The organism is Streptomyces sp. NBC_01635 (assembly GCF_045209715.1).
Taxonomy (GTDB): Bacteria; Actinomycetota; Actinomycetes; order Streptomycetales; family Streptomycetaceae; genus Streptomyces; species Streptomyces hirsutus.
Genome location: NZ_CP109277.1, coordinates 5,740,078 through 5,754,956, shown reverse-complemented (window position 1 = coordinate 5,754,956; position 14,879 = coordinate 5,740,078). Strand labels below are relative to the sequence as shown.

Here is a 14,879-nt window from a genome sequence, read left to right as displayed (position 1 = left end):
CCGTCCGGCCTGCCTCGTGTCCTTCGCCTACGGCTTGGGCAGGGTGCAGCCGCTCGCACCGAGGTCGAGCCTGCTGCCCGTGCCGAAGCAGGCGGTGAACGGGTAGGTCTGCTGGGCGTAGTTGATGCCCTGCCGGACCGTGACGACGCCGTTCGCGTCGACCTCGCACGGGTTGTTGACCGTGCAGCGCTGACCGTCCTCGTTGCCGGTGTTGTTGACGGCGACCACCTTGCCGGTGGCGTCGTCGACGACCGGCGAGCCGGAGGTGCCGCCGATGGTGTCGCAGGCGGGGGTGTAACGGACCGAGTCCTTCCAGGTCCAGTTCCCCTCCTTCAGCCGGTGCGCGAATCCGTCGACGGAGCAGCCGTAGATCCGCTTCCAGTAGCCGGACACCACGCTGATGGCGGTGCCGGCGGCCGGGCGGGCGCTGTCGAGGGTGAGCGCGTCGATGCCGTACGTGCTCTTGATCTGTGCGTAGGTGCTGCTGAGCCGGTAGACCGCCGCGTCGGTGTCGGTCATGGTCGCGTAGACGAGCCGGTCGGCACGCAGGGTGGCGACCCGGGTGCCGGCGGAGTTGAGCAGTCCGAAGGTACGGCTGGACGCCCGGTCGACGAGGACCTCGCCGGCCGCGGGGAAGCCGCTCTCCAGGCAGTGGCCGTTGGTGAGCACCAGCGCGGGGTCGCTGCCCGCCGACCGGGGCAGGCGGACGACGGAGCCCGAGCAGTTGCTCAGCGAGACGGTGCCCGCGAAGTTCACCGCGGCGGCCTTCGGCCCGGTGAGACCGGACAGAGCGTCCGCCGCGGTGCCGGCGACGCCGTCGACGGCGTCGAGCACCGTGGTCGAACCCGAACCCGAACCCGCGCCCGCGCCCGCGCCCGCGCCGGTACCCGTAGCCGTGTCCGCGCCCGTGGGGGTGGGCGCGGCGGCGACCGCGGGGGTCACGCCCGCCCCGGCCAGGGCCAGGGCGCAGAGCGCGACGACGAGAGGTTTTCTCATGTGGGGGTCCCCTCCTGCGACGAATCCCGCGAAGAGCGGCGGGATTCCTCCGACCACCCACAGGATTTATTGACATGGACATTGTCAGTGCGTCGCAATCGGGGGACAAGACGCCGTTTCCGGCCTTCCGGCCGGAAGATTCCGCCGCCCGGACCACCCTCCCCGCACGGACGGCGGGAGAGGTGCCCGCGACGGGGAGGCCCGGTGCGGAGGCGATGGAAGCGGCCTCCACGAAGGCTTCCACGGCGGCCTCCATGTCGGCCCCGGGGCCGCTTCCGGGGCAAGCCGCCGGACATATCACCCGAACCGGAGCACCTCACGTGGCGGATAACACGCCGCAAACGGCATTACCGGGCCGTAAGCTCCCCTCATGCAGGTGATCCAGTCAACCAAGCTCGCCAACGTCTGTTACGAGATCCGGGGCCCCGTGCTCGAGGAGGCGATGCGGCTGGAGGCAGCAGGGCACCGCATCCTCAAGCTCAACACCGGCAATCCGGCCGCGTTCGGGTTCGAGTGCCCGCCCGAGATCCTGGAGGACGTCCTCCGCAACGTGTCGTCGGCGCACGGCTACGGCGACGCGAAGGGGCTGCTGGCCGCGCGTCGGGCGGTCGTGATGCACAACCAGACCCTCGGCATCGAGACCGACGTCGAGCACGTCTTCATCGGCAACGGCGTCTCCGAGCTGATCGTGATGGCGATGCAGGCCCTGCTGGACGACGGGGACGAGGTACTGGTCCCGTCGCCGGACTATCCCCTGTGGACGGCGGCCGTCTCGCTGGCCGGCGGCACGGCGGTGCACTACCGCTGCGACGAGCAGTCCGACTGGATGCCGGACCTCGCCGACATGGAGCGCAAGGTCACCGACCGCACCAAGGCGATCGTCATCATCAACCCGAACAACCCGACCGGCGCGGTCTACGACGAGGCGATGCTCCGGGGCCTGACCGACATCGCCCGCCGGCACAACCTGCTGGTCTGCTCGGACGAGATCTACGACAAGATCCTCTACGACGACGCCACGCACACCCCCACCGCCTCGATCGCCCCCGACCTGCTCACCCTCACCTTCAACGGCATGTCGAAGGCGTACCGGGTGGCCGGATACCGGGTGGGCTGGATGGCGATCTCCGGGCCCCGCGCGCACGCCGACTCCTACATCGAGGGCCTGACGATCCTGGCGAACATGCGCCTGTGCGCGAACATGCCGGGCCAGCACGGCGTGGTCGCCGCGCTCAGCGGACGCCAGACGATCAACGACCTGGTGCTGCCGGGCGGGCGGCTGCGCGAGCAGCGGGACACGGCGTACGAACTGCTGACCCAGATCCCGGGCGTGACCTGCGTGAAGCCGAAGGGGGCGCTGTACCTCTTCCCGCGCCTCGACCCCGACGTCTTCAAGATCAAGGACGACCGGCAGATGGTCCTCGATCTACTGCGCAGCGAGAAGATCATGGTCGTGCACGGCACCGGATTCAACTGGCCCGAACCCGACCACTTCCGGGTGGTGACCCTGCCGTCGGCCGACGACCTGCGGGACGCGGTGGGCCGGATCGCCCGCTTCCTGGACGGCTACCACCAGCCCTGACCCTGCGTATTCACTCCGTCCGGTTCTGTCAATCACTCAACTTTAGACGAGTTCTAAGCTAGGATGGTTTCCTGACAGCACTCTGGAGGCCATCCATGTACGAACCGATCCGCGCCAAGTCGGTCCACCGCACGATGGCCGGCACTCCTGACGACTTCCCCGGCCGCTCCCGCGAGGCGGAACTGGACATCCAGCTCGCGGGCCATCTCGCCGCCCTGCTCGCCGTCACCGACGAGCTGCGCGTCGTGGCCCCCTCGGCCGATCTGGACACGGCGGCCGAGCGGCTCGCCGAGCAGGTGACCCGCCTGCGGGGAGGACGCAGGCCGGCCCGTGCGTCGGCGACCACGAGCGGGAGCGCGCCCTGCGTCACCGCCCTGCACCGTCAGGCGCACGCCCTCGCGGGCCGCGCCCTGGTCGTCGCCGCGTCCCGCGCCGACACGGTGGCCGCGATCCTGGCCGCCGAGCGGATGGACGCGCACACCGCGGCTCTCGAGTCACGCGAACTCACGTCCCGCTGAGCCCTCTCCCGGGCTCCCGCCAACGGCCCCGGTCCGCGTGCACCCACAGCGACGCGCGGACCGGGCGCCTCGCACCGCGCACACGGCCGACGGGGCATTCCGGGCGCACTGCCCGCGGTGTCCCGTCGCCGTTTCCCCTCGGAGATCACCCGCACAGCCACCGCGCGGAGGGCTAGCGGCTCTGTCGGTGCGCCGGTCCTCCCCTTCGGCCCGGACACCGTTCGCCGCCTCCCTCGCGTCGGCCCCCACCGTGTGACGCAGTCGTCCGGCTCCGCCCGGCCGGGGCCGCGCCCGCCCTGCCACCGTCCTTGCCACGAGGGCGCGGAGCGAGGGCGAACGGTCTCCGGTCACGGGACCGAGGGGCCGCCGAGATAGGTGCCGGAACGGTCGTAGGGCCAGGCGTTGGCAACGCAGCCCTGCAGGCCCTTGATCTGCTGCATCATCGCCGGGGCGGGCTTGCCCGGCCCGGGGCAGGTCTCGTGGCCCCGGCCGATGCCGTGGCCGACCTCGTGGTTGATGATCAGCGCCCGGTAGTCGCCGATCGGCCCGTCGAACTCCGGCGAACCCCGCACCCAGCGCTTGAGGTTCACGACAACGTTTTCCCCGGTCCGGCAGTTCACCTCGCCCCTGGTCAGCAGGCCGGCCTCGCCGCATATCCGGTCCACCGTACCCGGCGTCGCGATCTTCACCGCGAGGTCGTACGTCCCCGAACTCACCAGCTGGAACGCATGCGTACCGTCACGGGTCCAGCCCCGCTCGTCCGCCAGGACGGCGGAGACCTCGGCCGCGGCCTCGGCTGCCGGGATGTCGATGCCGTCCTCGACCATCACCATGTAGCGCACCACCCGGCTGCCGCTGCCGACGGTCGCCCCGTCGGTGCGGGCCGTCGTGAACGTACCGGGGCCGGCGGCGGGAACGGCGATGGTCCGACCGTCGTCCGAGGCCGACGGGGACGGGGACGGGGACGGAGACGCCCCGGCCTCCGGGGGCGGACTGCCCGTGGCGGACGGACCGGCACCGCTGCCCGGCGACGCACCGCCGACTCCGCCCGGCTCGGCCGCCGCCCCGGAGCGACTCGCCTGCCACTGCGTGAAGGCGACGCCCCCACCCAGCACGGCACAGAGGAACAGACCTGTCACCAGCCCCCGTCCCGCACGCCGTCCACCAGTGCCTCTCCGGGGACGGGAAAGGCGTCTTCGGTACGGAGCAACGGACGAGGTCCGCCGGCGCCGACGGGGTGCTGGCCGACTCACGGCAGACCTTCCTCTTGACGGTGCGGAACTGCGCGACGACGTGCGCCGGGCAGGCCGCCCTGACCAGGACAGATTCAGAAGCACAAGCATGCGACGGCCGAACCGGTGAACCGGACACGGCCTTTGACATGGTGTCATGCGACAAGATCCGTGCCGCCGCCGCCCGTGGTCGCGGCAGAGGGAAACCCACGGCCGGCCACGCGGCAGGGCCGAGGTGACGGCAGCGGCGGCGGACGCTCCCGCCGTACCTGGAGGACCGGTCGGAGCGGCGGTGGGCCGGGGAACGGTCCGGGAAAGGGCGAAGGCCCGTCGCCGCCCGTTCCCGTCGGGGCGGACGGGAGGGTGACGACAGGCCCAGGGCCCCCCACGCCGTTGTGCGGGGCCTCGCCGGTCTGTGGTGCTGCCGGCCTGTGGTGCTGCCGGTCTGTGGTGCGTTCACCGCGGCCGGCCGTGACGATGGTGCTGGTCAGGGCGCGATCGGAGCCGGCCGCGGCGTCTTGGTTCCCCTGCTCGGGGAAGCGGGCGTGATCAGCCCAGGCGCTGCACCAGGGCGCGGTACTCGTCCCACAGCTCGGTGGGCGTGTGGTCGCCGAAGGTGTTGAGGTGGTCGGGGACCAGGGCGGCCTCCTCGCGCCACACCTCCTTGTCGACGCTGAGCAGGAACTCCAGGTCCGCGTCAGCCAGGTCGAGACCGTCCGTGTCGAGGGCCTCCTTGGTCGGCAGGACGCCGATCGGGGTCTCGACGCCGTCCGCCTTGCCCGCCAGGCGCTCCACGATCCACTTCAGGACGCGGCTGTTCTCGCCGAAGCCGGGCCACACGAACTTGCCCTCGTCGTTCTTGCGGAACCAGTTGACGTAGTAGATCTTCGGCAGCTTGGACTGGTCCTTGTCCTTCGCCACGTCGACCCAGTGGCCCATGTAGTCGCCCATGTTGTAGCCGCAGAACGGCAGCATGGCGAACGGGTCGCGGCGCAGCTCCCCGACCTTGCCCTCGGCGGCGGCGGTCTTCTCGGAGGCCACGTTGGCCCCGAGGAAGACGCCGTGGTTCCAGTCGAAGGACTCCGTCACCAGGGGGACGGCGGTGGCGCGGCGCCCGCCGAAGAGGATCGCCGAGATCGGCACGCCCTTGGGGTCCTCCCACTCGGGCGCGATGATCGGGCATTGGGCGGCGGGGGTGGTGAAGCGGGCGTTGGGGTGGGCGGCCGGGGTGCCCGACTCGGGCGTCCAGTCGTTGCCCTTCCAGTCGGTCAGGTGGGCCGGGGTCTCCTCGGTCATGCCCTCCCACCACACGTCTCCGTCGTCGGTGAGGGCGACGTTGGTGAAGACGGAGTTGCCCCACAGCGTCTTCATCGCGTTGGCGTTGGTGTGCTCACCGGTGCCGGGCGCGACGCCGAAGAAGCCGGCCTCGGGGTTGATCGCGTAGAGGCGGCCGTCCTCGCCGAACCGCATCCAGGCGATGTCGTCGCCGATCGTCTCGACGGTCCAGCCGGAGATCGTGGGCTCCAGCATGGCGAGGTTGGTCTTGCCGCAGGCGCTCGGGAAGGCGGCGGCGACGTACTTCGACTCCCCCTGCGGCGGGGTCAGCTTGAGGATCAGCATGTGCTCGGCGAGCCAGCCCTCGTCGCGGGCCATGACGGAGGCGATGCGCAGGGCGTAGCACTTCTTGCCGAGCAGGGCGTTGCCGCCGTAACCGGAGCCGTAGGACCAGATCTCGCGGTCCTCGGGGAAGTGCGAGATGTACTTGGTCTGGTTGCAGGGCCAGGGCACGTCCTTCTGGCCGGGCTCCAGGGGGGCGCCGACGGAGTGCACGGCCTTGACGAAGAAGCCGTCGTCGCCGAGTTCGTCCAGGACGTCCTGGCCCATGCGGGTCATGGTGCGCATGGAGACGGCGACGTACGCGGAGTCGGTGATCTCGACACCGATCGCGGACAGCGGCGAGCCGAGGGGGCCCATGCAGAAGGGCACGACGTACATCGTGCGGCCCTTCATGGAGCCGCGGAAGACGCCCTTCTCACCGGTGAAGATCTCCCGCATCTCGCCGGGGGCCTTCCAGTGGTTGGTGGGCCCGGCGTCCTCCTCCTTCTCGGAGCAGATGAAGGTGCGGTCCTCCACACGGGCGACGTCACTGGGGTCGGAGGCCGCGTAGTAGGAGTTGGGGCGCTTGATCGGGTCGAGTTTGCGGAACGTGCCCTTGTCGACCAGTTCCTCGCTCAGCCGCTGGTACTCGGCCTCGGAACCGTCGCACCAGACCACGTGGTCCGGCTGGGTCAGCTCGGCGATCTCGTTGACCCAGGAGATGAGTCCCTGGTGGGTGGTGGGGACGCCGGGAGCCGCGATGTCGCGCGCCACGATTGCTCCTAAGTGAGGGTTCTTTGTCTGGAGGGCCCCGTGGGGGCTGCGGCCCGGATGCTTCACGGTGGAGTCTTGGGCGCTCATCCGGTGCCGACCGCACTCATTTGATCCTCTGATGCGAGTGCCCATCTGTCCAGGGGGTCTCACATGTGAGCAGAGTGATGCTGGCCACGGTTTCCCGGAAGGCCGGGCATGCACGCTGGGTTTCTTTACGGACACGTTGCGTTCACCCGGCCATCTCTTTACCGCCTCGCCCGCGACTCCCTCGCGGCTCCCCCGGGAGGCTTCCGCGCGCGGCCTCCCCGCGCGGCCTCCCCGCGCGGCCTTCCCGCGCGGCCTCCCCGCGCGGCCTTCCCGCGCGGCCTTCCCGTCGGCCCGGGATGCGCCATGAGGGCTTACTGGCGAGTACGTCCCGTGAGAGGATGGCCACTCCGGCGAAATCGATCCCGGCGCACCGACCTGTAACTTACGGTTCCGTAGGTACGATGGCGGCTATGACAGCGCTCGCCCCCGACGCACCCGACGCGCCCGACGCACCCGCGGGCCGACCGGCCGAAGGCCGCGGCCCGGTCCCGCTCTCCCTCCCCCATCCGGTCAAACCCAAGCTCCGCGGCTGGCTGCACCTGGGCATGTTCCCCGCCGCGCTGGTCGCCGGACTGGCGCTCGTCGCCCTCGCCGACTCGACCCGGGGGCGCGTCGCCTGCGCGGTCTTCGCGCTGACGGCCTGCCTGCTGTTCGGCGTGAGCGCCCTGTACCACCGGGGCGACTGGAGCCCGCGCATGGACGGAGTGCTCCGCCGCCTCGATCACGCCAACATCTTCCTGATCATCGCCGGCACCTACACGCCGCTCACCCTGCTGCTCCTGCCGGAGGCCAAGGGCCAGTGGCTGCTGTGGGGCATCTGGGCGGCCGCCCTCGCCGGGATCGCCTTCCGCGTGTTCTGGGTGGGCGCCCCCCGCTGGCTCTACACCCCCTGCTACATCGCGATGGGCTGGGCCGCCGTCTTCTACCTCCCCGACTTCATGCGCACCGGCGGCATCGCCGTCCTGGTCCTGGTGATCGTGGGCGGTCTGCTCTACAGCGCGGGCGGGGTGATCTACGGCCTCCAGAAGCCCAACCCGTCACCGCGCTGGTTCGGCTTCCACGAGGTCTTCCACTCCTTCACCCTGGCCGCCTTCATCGCCCACTACGTGGGCATCTTCCTGGTGGCCTCCCAGCACGGATGAGTCGAGGAGCGCCCCGGCCACCGGGCCGGGGCGCCCGGAAATCCCGGAGCCGCGGGCCGCGCGCATGACATCCTGGCCCGGTGAACGGTCCCGAGATCCACGTCGAGTTCGCCTCCGAACTGCTCGTCTTCGTCCCCCGGGCACGCACCACCGGCGCCACGACGGCCCCGGCCGACGGCGTCTCCAGCCTCGGTCACGTCGTCGAGTCCCTCGGCGTCCCGCTGACCGAGGTCGGCGCACTGCTCGTGGACGGCCACGAGGTGCCCGTCTCGCACCTCCCGGCCGCGGGCGAATCGGTCACCGTCCGCCCCGTCGCCCGCCCCCAGCGCGTACCCGGCGCCCCGCTCCGCTTCCTCCTCGACGTCCACCTCGGCACACTGGCCCGCCGGCTGCGGCTGCTGGGCGTGGACACGGCGTACGAGTCGAGGGACATCGGCGATCCCGCCCTGGCCGCCCGGTCCGCGGCCGAGAAGCGGGTGATGCTCAGCCGCGACCGCGGGCTGCTGCGCCGCCGGGAACTGTGGGCCGGCGCGTTCGTCTACAGCACCGGGCCCGACGAGCAGCTCCCGTACGTCCTGGACCGGTTCCGGCCCGAGCTGCGCCCCTGGACCCGCTGCACCGCCTGCAACGGACTGCTCCGCGCCGCCACCAAGGACGAGGTCGCCGACCAGCTGAAGAGCGGCACGCACCGCTCGTACGACGTGTTCGCCCAGTGCTCCGCATGCGGCCGCGCCTACTGGCGGGGCGCGCACCACGACCAGCTGGAGGCGATCGTGGAAAGCGCGCTGAGCCGGGTCGCCCAGGGGAAGTGAGCGGCCCGGCCCGTTCGGGCCCGGCCTCCAGGGTCTGGACACGGAAGGCGATGTGCCGGCCGAGCACGTCCTTGATCAGTCGTGCTCCGGTGATCCGGTTCTCCGCGTTGGCGTGTTTGCCGACGGGGAGGTCTTTGGTCCAGCGGAAGCGGACCCGGCCCGCCTCGGGAAGGTGGGCCATGCCCCAGCGGCGGTGCACGCGGGTGATGTGCGGGTCCCGGCCCTGCGGGATGTCCACCAAGGGCGTCAACTCCCGCGGGCTCCGCTTGGGGGCGCCCCCCCGGCCGAAGGCCGGGGGGGGAGTGCAACGCACACGTCCGCCTGCACCTGTGGGGCGGACACTTCTGGTCCGGCTCCCCTTTCGCCGGAAGCCGCGACGGAGCACCCCTGACTGTCGTCAAGCAGTACATCGAACACCAGCAGCGTCCCGCCCCGACTGTCATCCCGGAGAGGCGGAGCATCCGCGTGACCAGGTCGGCGGTTCGCCGCCCGTCCGCCTCACCGCGTCGGCCGCCGCCTCAGCCGCCCAGGGCCGCGCTCAACCGGTCGGGATCGGTCGTCGGCACGTCGCAGGTGAAGTTGCGGCAGACGTACGCGGCCGGTTCACCGCCCACCAGGGGCCGGTCGGCCAGCAGCGGGAACTCGTCGCTCTCCGGCGTCCCGGCGGCAACCACCGCGCCCGGGGCGGTGCCCAGGAGTGCCGTACGGTGCAGGGCCGTGGTGGCCGGGTCGTCGAGTGCCGGACCGACCACCGCGACCTCCCGCGGACCGTCCAGCGCCGCCTCGGCGACCGCGAGCCCCCAGCCGACGAACCGCGGCACCCGCGGGCCGAGCGCCCTCACCACGCCCAACGCCCTTTCCGCGGCGGTGCGATGGGGCGCGGAGCCGGTCTGCGCCGCATACCCGAGCAGTGCGCCCGCGGCGGCCGTCCAGCCGGACGGGACGGCGTTGTCCGTCGGGTCCTGCGGGCGTCGGATGAGCCGCTCGGCGTCGGACGCCGTGTCGTACAGGGCACCCGACTCGGGGTCGGCGAAGCGGGCCAGCACATGGTCGAGCAGCAGCCCGGCGAATTCCAGCCACACCCCCTCCCCCGTCACCGAGGCCAGCGCGAGGAAGCCCTCGGCGACGTCGGCGTAGTCCTCCAGGACCCCCGCGTTGCCGCCGACCCGGCCGTCCTTGCTGGTCCGGGCGATCCGGGCGTGGTCGTCGAGGTGCACCCGCACCAGCAGGTCGGCGGCGGCGACGGCGGCCTCGGTCAGGTCCGGCCGGTCGAAGTAGGCACCGGTCTCGGCGAGCGCGGCGATCGCCAGCCCGTTCCAGGCGGCGACGACCTTGTCGTCCCGGCCGGGAGCGGGACGGGCGCCGCGTGCCGCGAGCAGCCGCTCCTTGATCCCGCCGGGGCCGGCGATCCGGTCGGCGTCGAACACCTCGTCCTGCTGGGGCAGCTGGAGTACGGAAGCGCCTTCCTCGAAGGTGCCCTCCTCGGTCACCCCGAAGTACCGCACGGCGAGTTCGGCGTCCTGCTCGCCGAGCGCCTCCCGCAGCTGCGCGGGCGTCCAGACGTAGTACGCCCCCTCGACGTGCTTGCCGCTTCCGTCGTCGCTGTCGGCATCGAGCGCGGACGCGAACCCGCCCTCCGGCGTGCGCAGTTCGCGGACCATGAAGTCGGCGGTCTCCAGCGCGACCCGGCGCGCGAGCTCCGAACCGGTGGACCGCCACAGGTGGGCGTAGACGCGGCACAGCAGGGCGTTGTCGTAGAGCATCTTCTCGAAGTGCGGAACCACCCAGTCGCGGTCGACGGAGTAACGGGCGAAGCCGCCGCCGAGCTGGTCGTAGATCCCGCCGCGTGCCATCCGCTCGGCGGTGTCCCGCGCCATCTGCAGGGCGCCCTCGGCACCGGTGCGGGCGTGGTGCCTGAGCAGGAACTCGATCACCATGGACGGCGGGAACTTCGGCGCCCCGCCGAATCCGCCGCGCTGCGGGTCGTACTCCCTGGTCAGGCCGAGCAGTGCCTGCGACTGCTGCTCGTCGCCGGGCGGTTGCGCGTCGCCGTAGGAGATCTCCCGTCCGGCCAGGTCCCGCACGATCTTCCCGGCGACCTCGGCGACCTCGTCCCGGCGCTCGTCCCAGGCCTGGTGCACGCCCTGGAGCAGCTGCCGGAAGGACGGCATCCCCTGACGGGGCTCGGGCGGGAAGTAGGTGCCGAAGTAGAACGGCTCGGCGTCCGGGGTGAGGAACACGGTCATCGGCCAGCCGCCTTGCCCGGTCGCCGCCTGCACGGCCTCCATGTAGACGGCGTCCACGTCGGGGCGCTCCTCCCGGTCCACCTTGACGCCCACGAAGTGCGCGTTCAGATAGTCGGCGGTGGCCTGGTCCTCGAACGACTCGTGCGCCATCACATGGCACCAGTGGCAGCTCGCGTACCCGACGCTCAACAGGACGGGCACGTTCCGCTCGCGCGCCTCGGCGAAGGCCTCGTCCGACCAGGGCCACCAGTCGACGGGGTTGTCGGCGTGCTGAAGGAGGTAGGGGGACGTCTCGTGGGCCAGTCGGTTCGGCATGGGTCCATCCTGCCCCAGTAGCGGCACGGCACCACTGCGCCCATGCCCGGCCGCTGTCCGTTACCCGGATGTCCGCTCGGATGTCCGTCCGAGGAGACGCCCGGGCGTCTCCTCGGACGGCGCCTCGCCCCCTCCCCCGAGATACGGCGTGCACAGGACACTCGGCCCACGCATAACCGGAGAGGCTCTCGGGGAGGGGACGGGAGGGACCCGAGGACACCCGGGCACACCGGGTGCGGCCGGGGCCGCCGGAGGGGGCGCGACATGCGGGACAGTCATCGTGCGGACGCCGAGCGGCTGTTGGCGCGGGCTGTGGAGGAAGAGGTGCGCCGGTCGGGCGGGCGCACCGACGGGAAAGTGCTGCTGTCCCGGGCCCGCGGCGCCCTGGACGCGATGGCCCGGACGGCGGCCGAGGAGTACGCGGCGTACACCCGTGCCCTGGACGACGCGGCGGCCGGGCAGCTCACCTTCCGCCAGCGGTACGCCCGTGAGGGCGCCGGGACGCCGTTACTGGTGGCCGGGGTGGCCGGGGCGACCGCCGTGGTCACCGACCTCTTCCTCGGCACCGGGACCGGGGCGGCGCTCGGCGCGGGCGTGGCCGTCGGGGCGGCCGGGGCGGCTGCGACCGTGGTGAAGGTCGTGGGCGCGCATGTGCCCGCCGCCCACCACCGGGCCGGCGCGGTGAGCCAGCCGGGCGGACCGGAGCAGCTGCGGCTGCAGTGGCTGACGGCGCTGGAGGTGCGCGGCATCCGGCCGTTCCTGGACCAGCAGCGGATGCTCGCCGCGTCCACCGGGCCCCAGCAGACGGGACCGCGGCTGCGCGGCGCCGACAAGAGCGCGGCGGCCCGCGGGCGCAATGTCCTCGAGCAGTCGTTCGGTCAACTGCCCCAGCCAGTGGGGACGTTCGCGGGGCGGCGGCGGGAGATGGCACAGATCCGGCAGTGGGTGCAGGCCGCGCGTGCGACCACTCGGACGCTGCCGACGGTGGTGGTGCTGCACGGGGCGCCCGGCAGCGGCCGGACCACGCTCGCGGTGCGCGCCACGCACGACCTGAAGGACTACTTCCGCGGCGCCTGCGTGGTCGATCTGCGCGCCGACAGCCCCGGCGAGGCGCCGCTGTCCACCCGGGACGCGCTGCTGCATCTGCTGAACCGGCTGGGGGCGCCCCGCGAGCAGTTGCTGTTCCGTGAGCGGTCCTCGCCCGACCAGCAGGTCAGACGGCTGAGCGAGCTGTACCACCAGCACGTGACGGGCATGCCGGTGACGGTCGTCCTCGACGACGCCGCGGACCCGCGGCAGGTCCGCACCCTGCTGCCGGAGCGTTCCGACAGCCTGGTCCTGGTGACCTCCCGGGCGCCGCTCGGCCTGCCGGACGACCTGCCGGCCCGGGTCCACCAGTTGCCGGTGGAGGCGCTCGACCCGGCGGGCTCGGAGGAGCTCCTGGCCGGCGCCGCGCAGGACTCGTCCGAGCCCTACGACGCCGAGTCCGCCGACCGGATCCGGGAACTGTGCGGCGGGCTGCCGCTGGCGCTGCGGATCGCCGGTTCCTCGCTGGGTGCGCGCTCGCCGCGTGCGCTGGCCTCGGACCTGAGCGCCTACGGCCCGGTCGACCCGGTCGAGCGCGCCCTGTGGCTGCGCTACACCGACCAGCCGGAGACACTGCGGCGGCTGCTGCGGCGGCTGGCGCTGGCGGGCCGGGTCTCGCTGGGCGCGGCCGCGGCGGCCGCGGTGCTCGGCACCGACGAGGCCGAGGCGCGGCGGCATCTGGAGGCGCTGTCCCGGACCGGTCTGCTCACCCCGGTGCGGCAGGGCCGCTACCGGCTGCACGATCTCGTCCGCGCCTTCGCGCTGGCCCGTCTCCTCGACGAGGAGGACCCGGCCGAGCGGGCTGCGGCGCAGGAACGGCTGATCGTGAACTACGCCGAGCTGGCCGACTCGGTGCTGCGGCTGGTCGACGGGAACATGTCGACCCGCTCGGACCGCTTCGGCCCGTACGGCTTCACGTCGCTGGACGAGGCGCTGCGCTGGCTGGACGACGAGTCGAGTTTCATCACGGCGGCACTGCGGCACGCGGAGGGCGTCGACCGGAGGGCGGTGCTGAACCTCCTCGGCGCCCTGTGCGACTACTGCCTGCTGCGCGGCGACCTGTACCGGCTCGGGGAGATCAGCGAGCTGGCGCAGGCCGTGGACGAGGGGCTGCTGGTGCGTTCGGTGCAGTGGCGCACCGGTATCGCGGCCCGCCAGCTGGGCGAGCTGGACAAGGCCCGGACGACCCTGACCTCGGTGGTCGACCTGTACCGGGAGGCGCATCACGACGCGGGGGCCGCGCGGGCCCTGACCTCGCTGGGCATCACGCTGCACCACCAGGGCAATCTGACGGAGGCGTCGGCGCGGCTGCGGGAGGCGATGGACCTGCAGTCCGCGCCCCAGCTGGCCACCGACCGGGCGTGGACGATGCACGCGCTGGCCGCGGTGGAACGCGACCGGGCCCGGCTGTCCGAGGCCCTGGACCTGCTCACCGAGTCGCTGGTGCTGCACCGCGCGGGCGAGTCCGTGCACGGCCAGGCCTGGGCGCACTTCCAGCTCGGGCAGCTGAACCTGCGGATGGGCGACGTCCCTCGCGCGCAGACGGAGCTGCGCACCGCGCTCGAGCTGTACGGCCGGACCCGCGACGCCCGCGGCGAGGCGTGGGCGCTGACCCAGCTGGCCCGTGCCCGGCTGATCGAGGGGGACGCCTCGCCGGCCCTGGAGGACCTGCGGCGGGCCGCCGCCCGGCACCGGGACAACGAGGACGCGCGCGGGGAGGCGTGGACGCTGTACTACCTGGGCCAGGCACTGGAGGAGACCGGTGACCTGGACCGGGCGGTGCGCGAACTGGAGCGGTCCCGCACCATGTTCTCCCGGATGCGGGACGTGTACGGGCTGGCCTGCGCCCGGCACCACTCGGCCCGCGTCACCCGCGACCAGCGGGCCGCGCAGACCGGTTCCCTGCGCAACTCCGGCTTCGCCCGTCAGCTGCTGGTCGACGCCCGCGCGGACTTCCAGCGCATCGGGGTGGCCCACGGCGAGGCCTGGACCTGCCTGGAGCTGGCGGTCGTCGACGCGGGCAACGCCCGCGCCCAGCAGGCGCTGGCCCTGTGCGACGAGGCGGCGGCACTGTTCGCGTCCTACGGGGACCGGCGCGGCGAGGACTGGGCCCGGTTCCTGCGCTGCACCCTGCTCCCGTACGCGGCCCCGGGCGGTACGGAGGTCGGTACGGCGGTGGCCCAGGAGGAGCTGGCCCAGCTCGGCCGGACCACGCACGCCGCCCGCGACGAGAAGCTGGGCGACTACGTGGACGCCTACCGGCTGCTGCTGGAACGGGGGGTGAGCCTGGAGGCGGGCTGGCAGGCCTGGCGCCTGGGCATGGTCCCCAGCCGCCACGCACGCGAGGTGATGGGGGTGCCCATGGGGTCGCAGTCGCAGACGCAGGGCGGCCCGGTGGGATGACGCGGTGCGCTCCAGGACCGCGTGGCCGGTATGCGCGACCGGCGCCCCCGAAACCGCTGGTGACTGCTCCGGGCGGCTGCTGCCGGCGGC

At 72.6% G+C, this 14,879-nt stretch carries 9 protein-coding genes and 1 pseudogene; 5 read left to right on the top strand and 5 right to left on the bottom strand.

Annotated features, from left to right (window positions below; genetic code table 11):
- Positions 1-27: 27 nt before the first annotated feature.
- On the bottom strand, positions 28-996 hold the full coding sequence (locus OHB56_RS26865; protein ID WP_406356078.1) for a trypsin-like serine peptidase: 969 nt from the start codon (positions 994-996) through the stop codon (positions 28-30).
- Positions 997-1,366: 370 nt separating this feature from the next.
- On the opposite strand from OHB56_RS26865, the gene OHB56_RS26860 reads away from it, so the two are divergent.
- Positions 1,367-2,578, top strand: a complete 1,212-nt coding sequence (locus tag OHB56_RS26860; protein ID WP_326754474.1) for a pyridoxal phosphate-dependent aminotransferase — start codon at positions 1,367-1,369, stop codon at positions 2,576-2,578.
- A gap of 95 nt (positions 2,579-2,673) precedes the next feature.
- A complete protein-coding gene (locus OHB56_RS26855) occupies positions 2,674-3,096 on the top strand; it encodes a hypothetical protein (RefSeq protein ID WP_406356075.1) in 423 nt (140 codons plus the stop codon).
- A 347-nt stretch (positions 3,097-3,443) separates the two neighbouring features.
- Here the strand turns inward: OHB56_RS26855 and OHB56_RS26850 are convergent, their stop codons facing one another.
- Both OHB56_RS26850 and OHB56_RS26845 read right to left on the bottom strand, forming a co-directional pair.
- Positions 3,444-4,235, bottom strand: coding sequence for a DUF3152 domain-containing protein (locus OHB56_RS26850; protein WP_406356074.1), 792 nt, complete (start codon positions 4,233-4,235; stop codon positions 3,444-3,446).
- Positions 4,236-4,877: 642 nt separating this feature from the next.
- The gene (locus OHB56_RS26845) at positions 4,878-6,698 is read right to left on the bottom strand and encodes a phosphoenolpyruvate carboxykinase (GTP) (protein WP_326754471.1); all 1,821 of its coding nucleotides are present in this window, start codon (positions 6,696-6,698) and stop codon (positions 4,878-4,880) included.
- A gap of 497 nt (positions 6,699-7,195) precedes the next feature.
- Between OHB56_RS26845 and trhA the strand changes: the two genes are divergently transcribed.
- A complete protein-coding gene (gene trhA, locus OHB56_RS26840) occupies positions 7,196-7,927 on the top strand; it encodes a PAQR family membrane homeostasis protein TrhA (protein ID WP_326754470.1) in 732 nt (243 codons plus the stop codon).
- An 80-nt stretch (positions 7,928-8,007) separates the two neighbouring features.
- Positions 8,008-8,739 carry a Mut7-C RNAse domain-containing protein gene (locus tag OHB56_RS26835; protein ID WP_406356071.1) on the top strand — a complete coding sequence of 244 codons (732 nt, stop codon included), beginning with the start codon at positions 8,008-8,010 and terminating at the stop codon, positions 8,737-8,739.
- 13 nt (positions 8,740-8,752) lie between these two features.
- On the opposite strand, the pseudogene OHB56_RS26830 reads toward OHB56_RS26835, so the two are convergent.
- Together OHB56_RS26830 and OHB56_RS26825 are read right to left on the bottom strand one after the other, a co-directional pair.
- Positions 8,753-9,025 (bottom strand): annotated as a pseudogene (locus OHB56_RS26830) (RNA-guided endonuclease TnpB family protein); the annotation flags it as partial.
- 232 nt (positions 9,026-9,257) lie between these two features.
- Positions 9,258-11,300, bottom strand: a complete 2,043-nt coding sequence (locus tag OHB56_RS26825; protein ID WP_406356069.1) for a thioredoxin domain-containing protein — start codon at positions 11,298-11,300, stop codon at positions 9,258-9,260.
- 264 nt (positions 11,301-11,564) lie between these two features.
- Between OHB56_RS26825 and OHB56_RS26820 the strand changes: the two genes are divergently transcribed.
- The gene (locus tag OHB56_RS26820; RefSeq protein WP_406356067.1) at positions 11,565-14,789 is read left to right on the top strand and encodes a tetratricopeptide repeat protein; all 3,225 of its coding nucleotides are present in this window, start codon (positions 11,565-11,567) and stop codon (positions 14,787-14,789) included.
- The last annotated feature ends 90 nt before the right edge of the window (positions 14,790-14,879 follow it).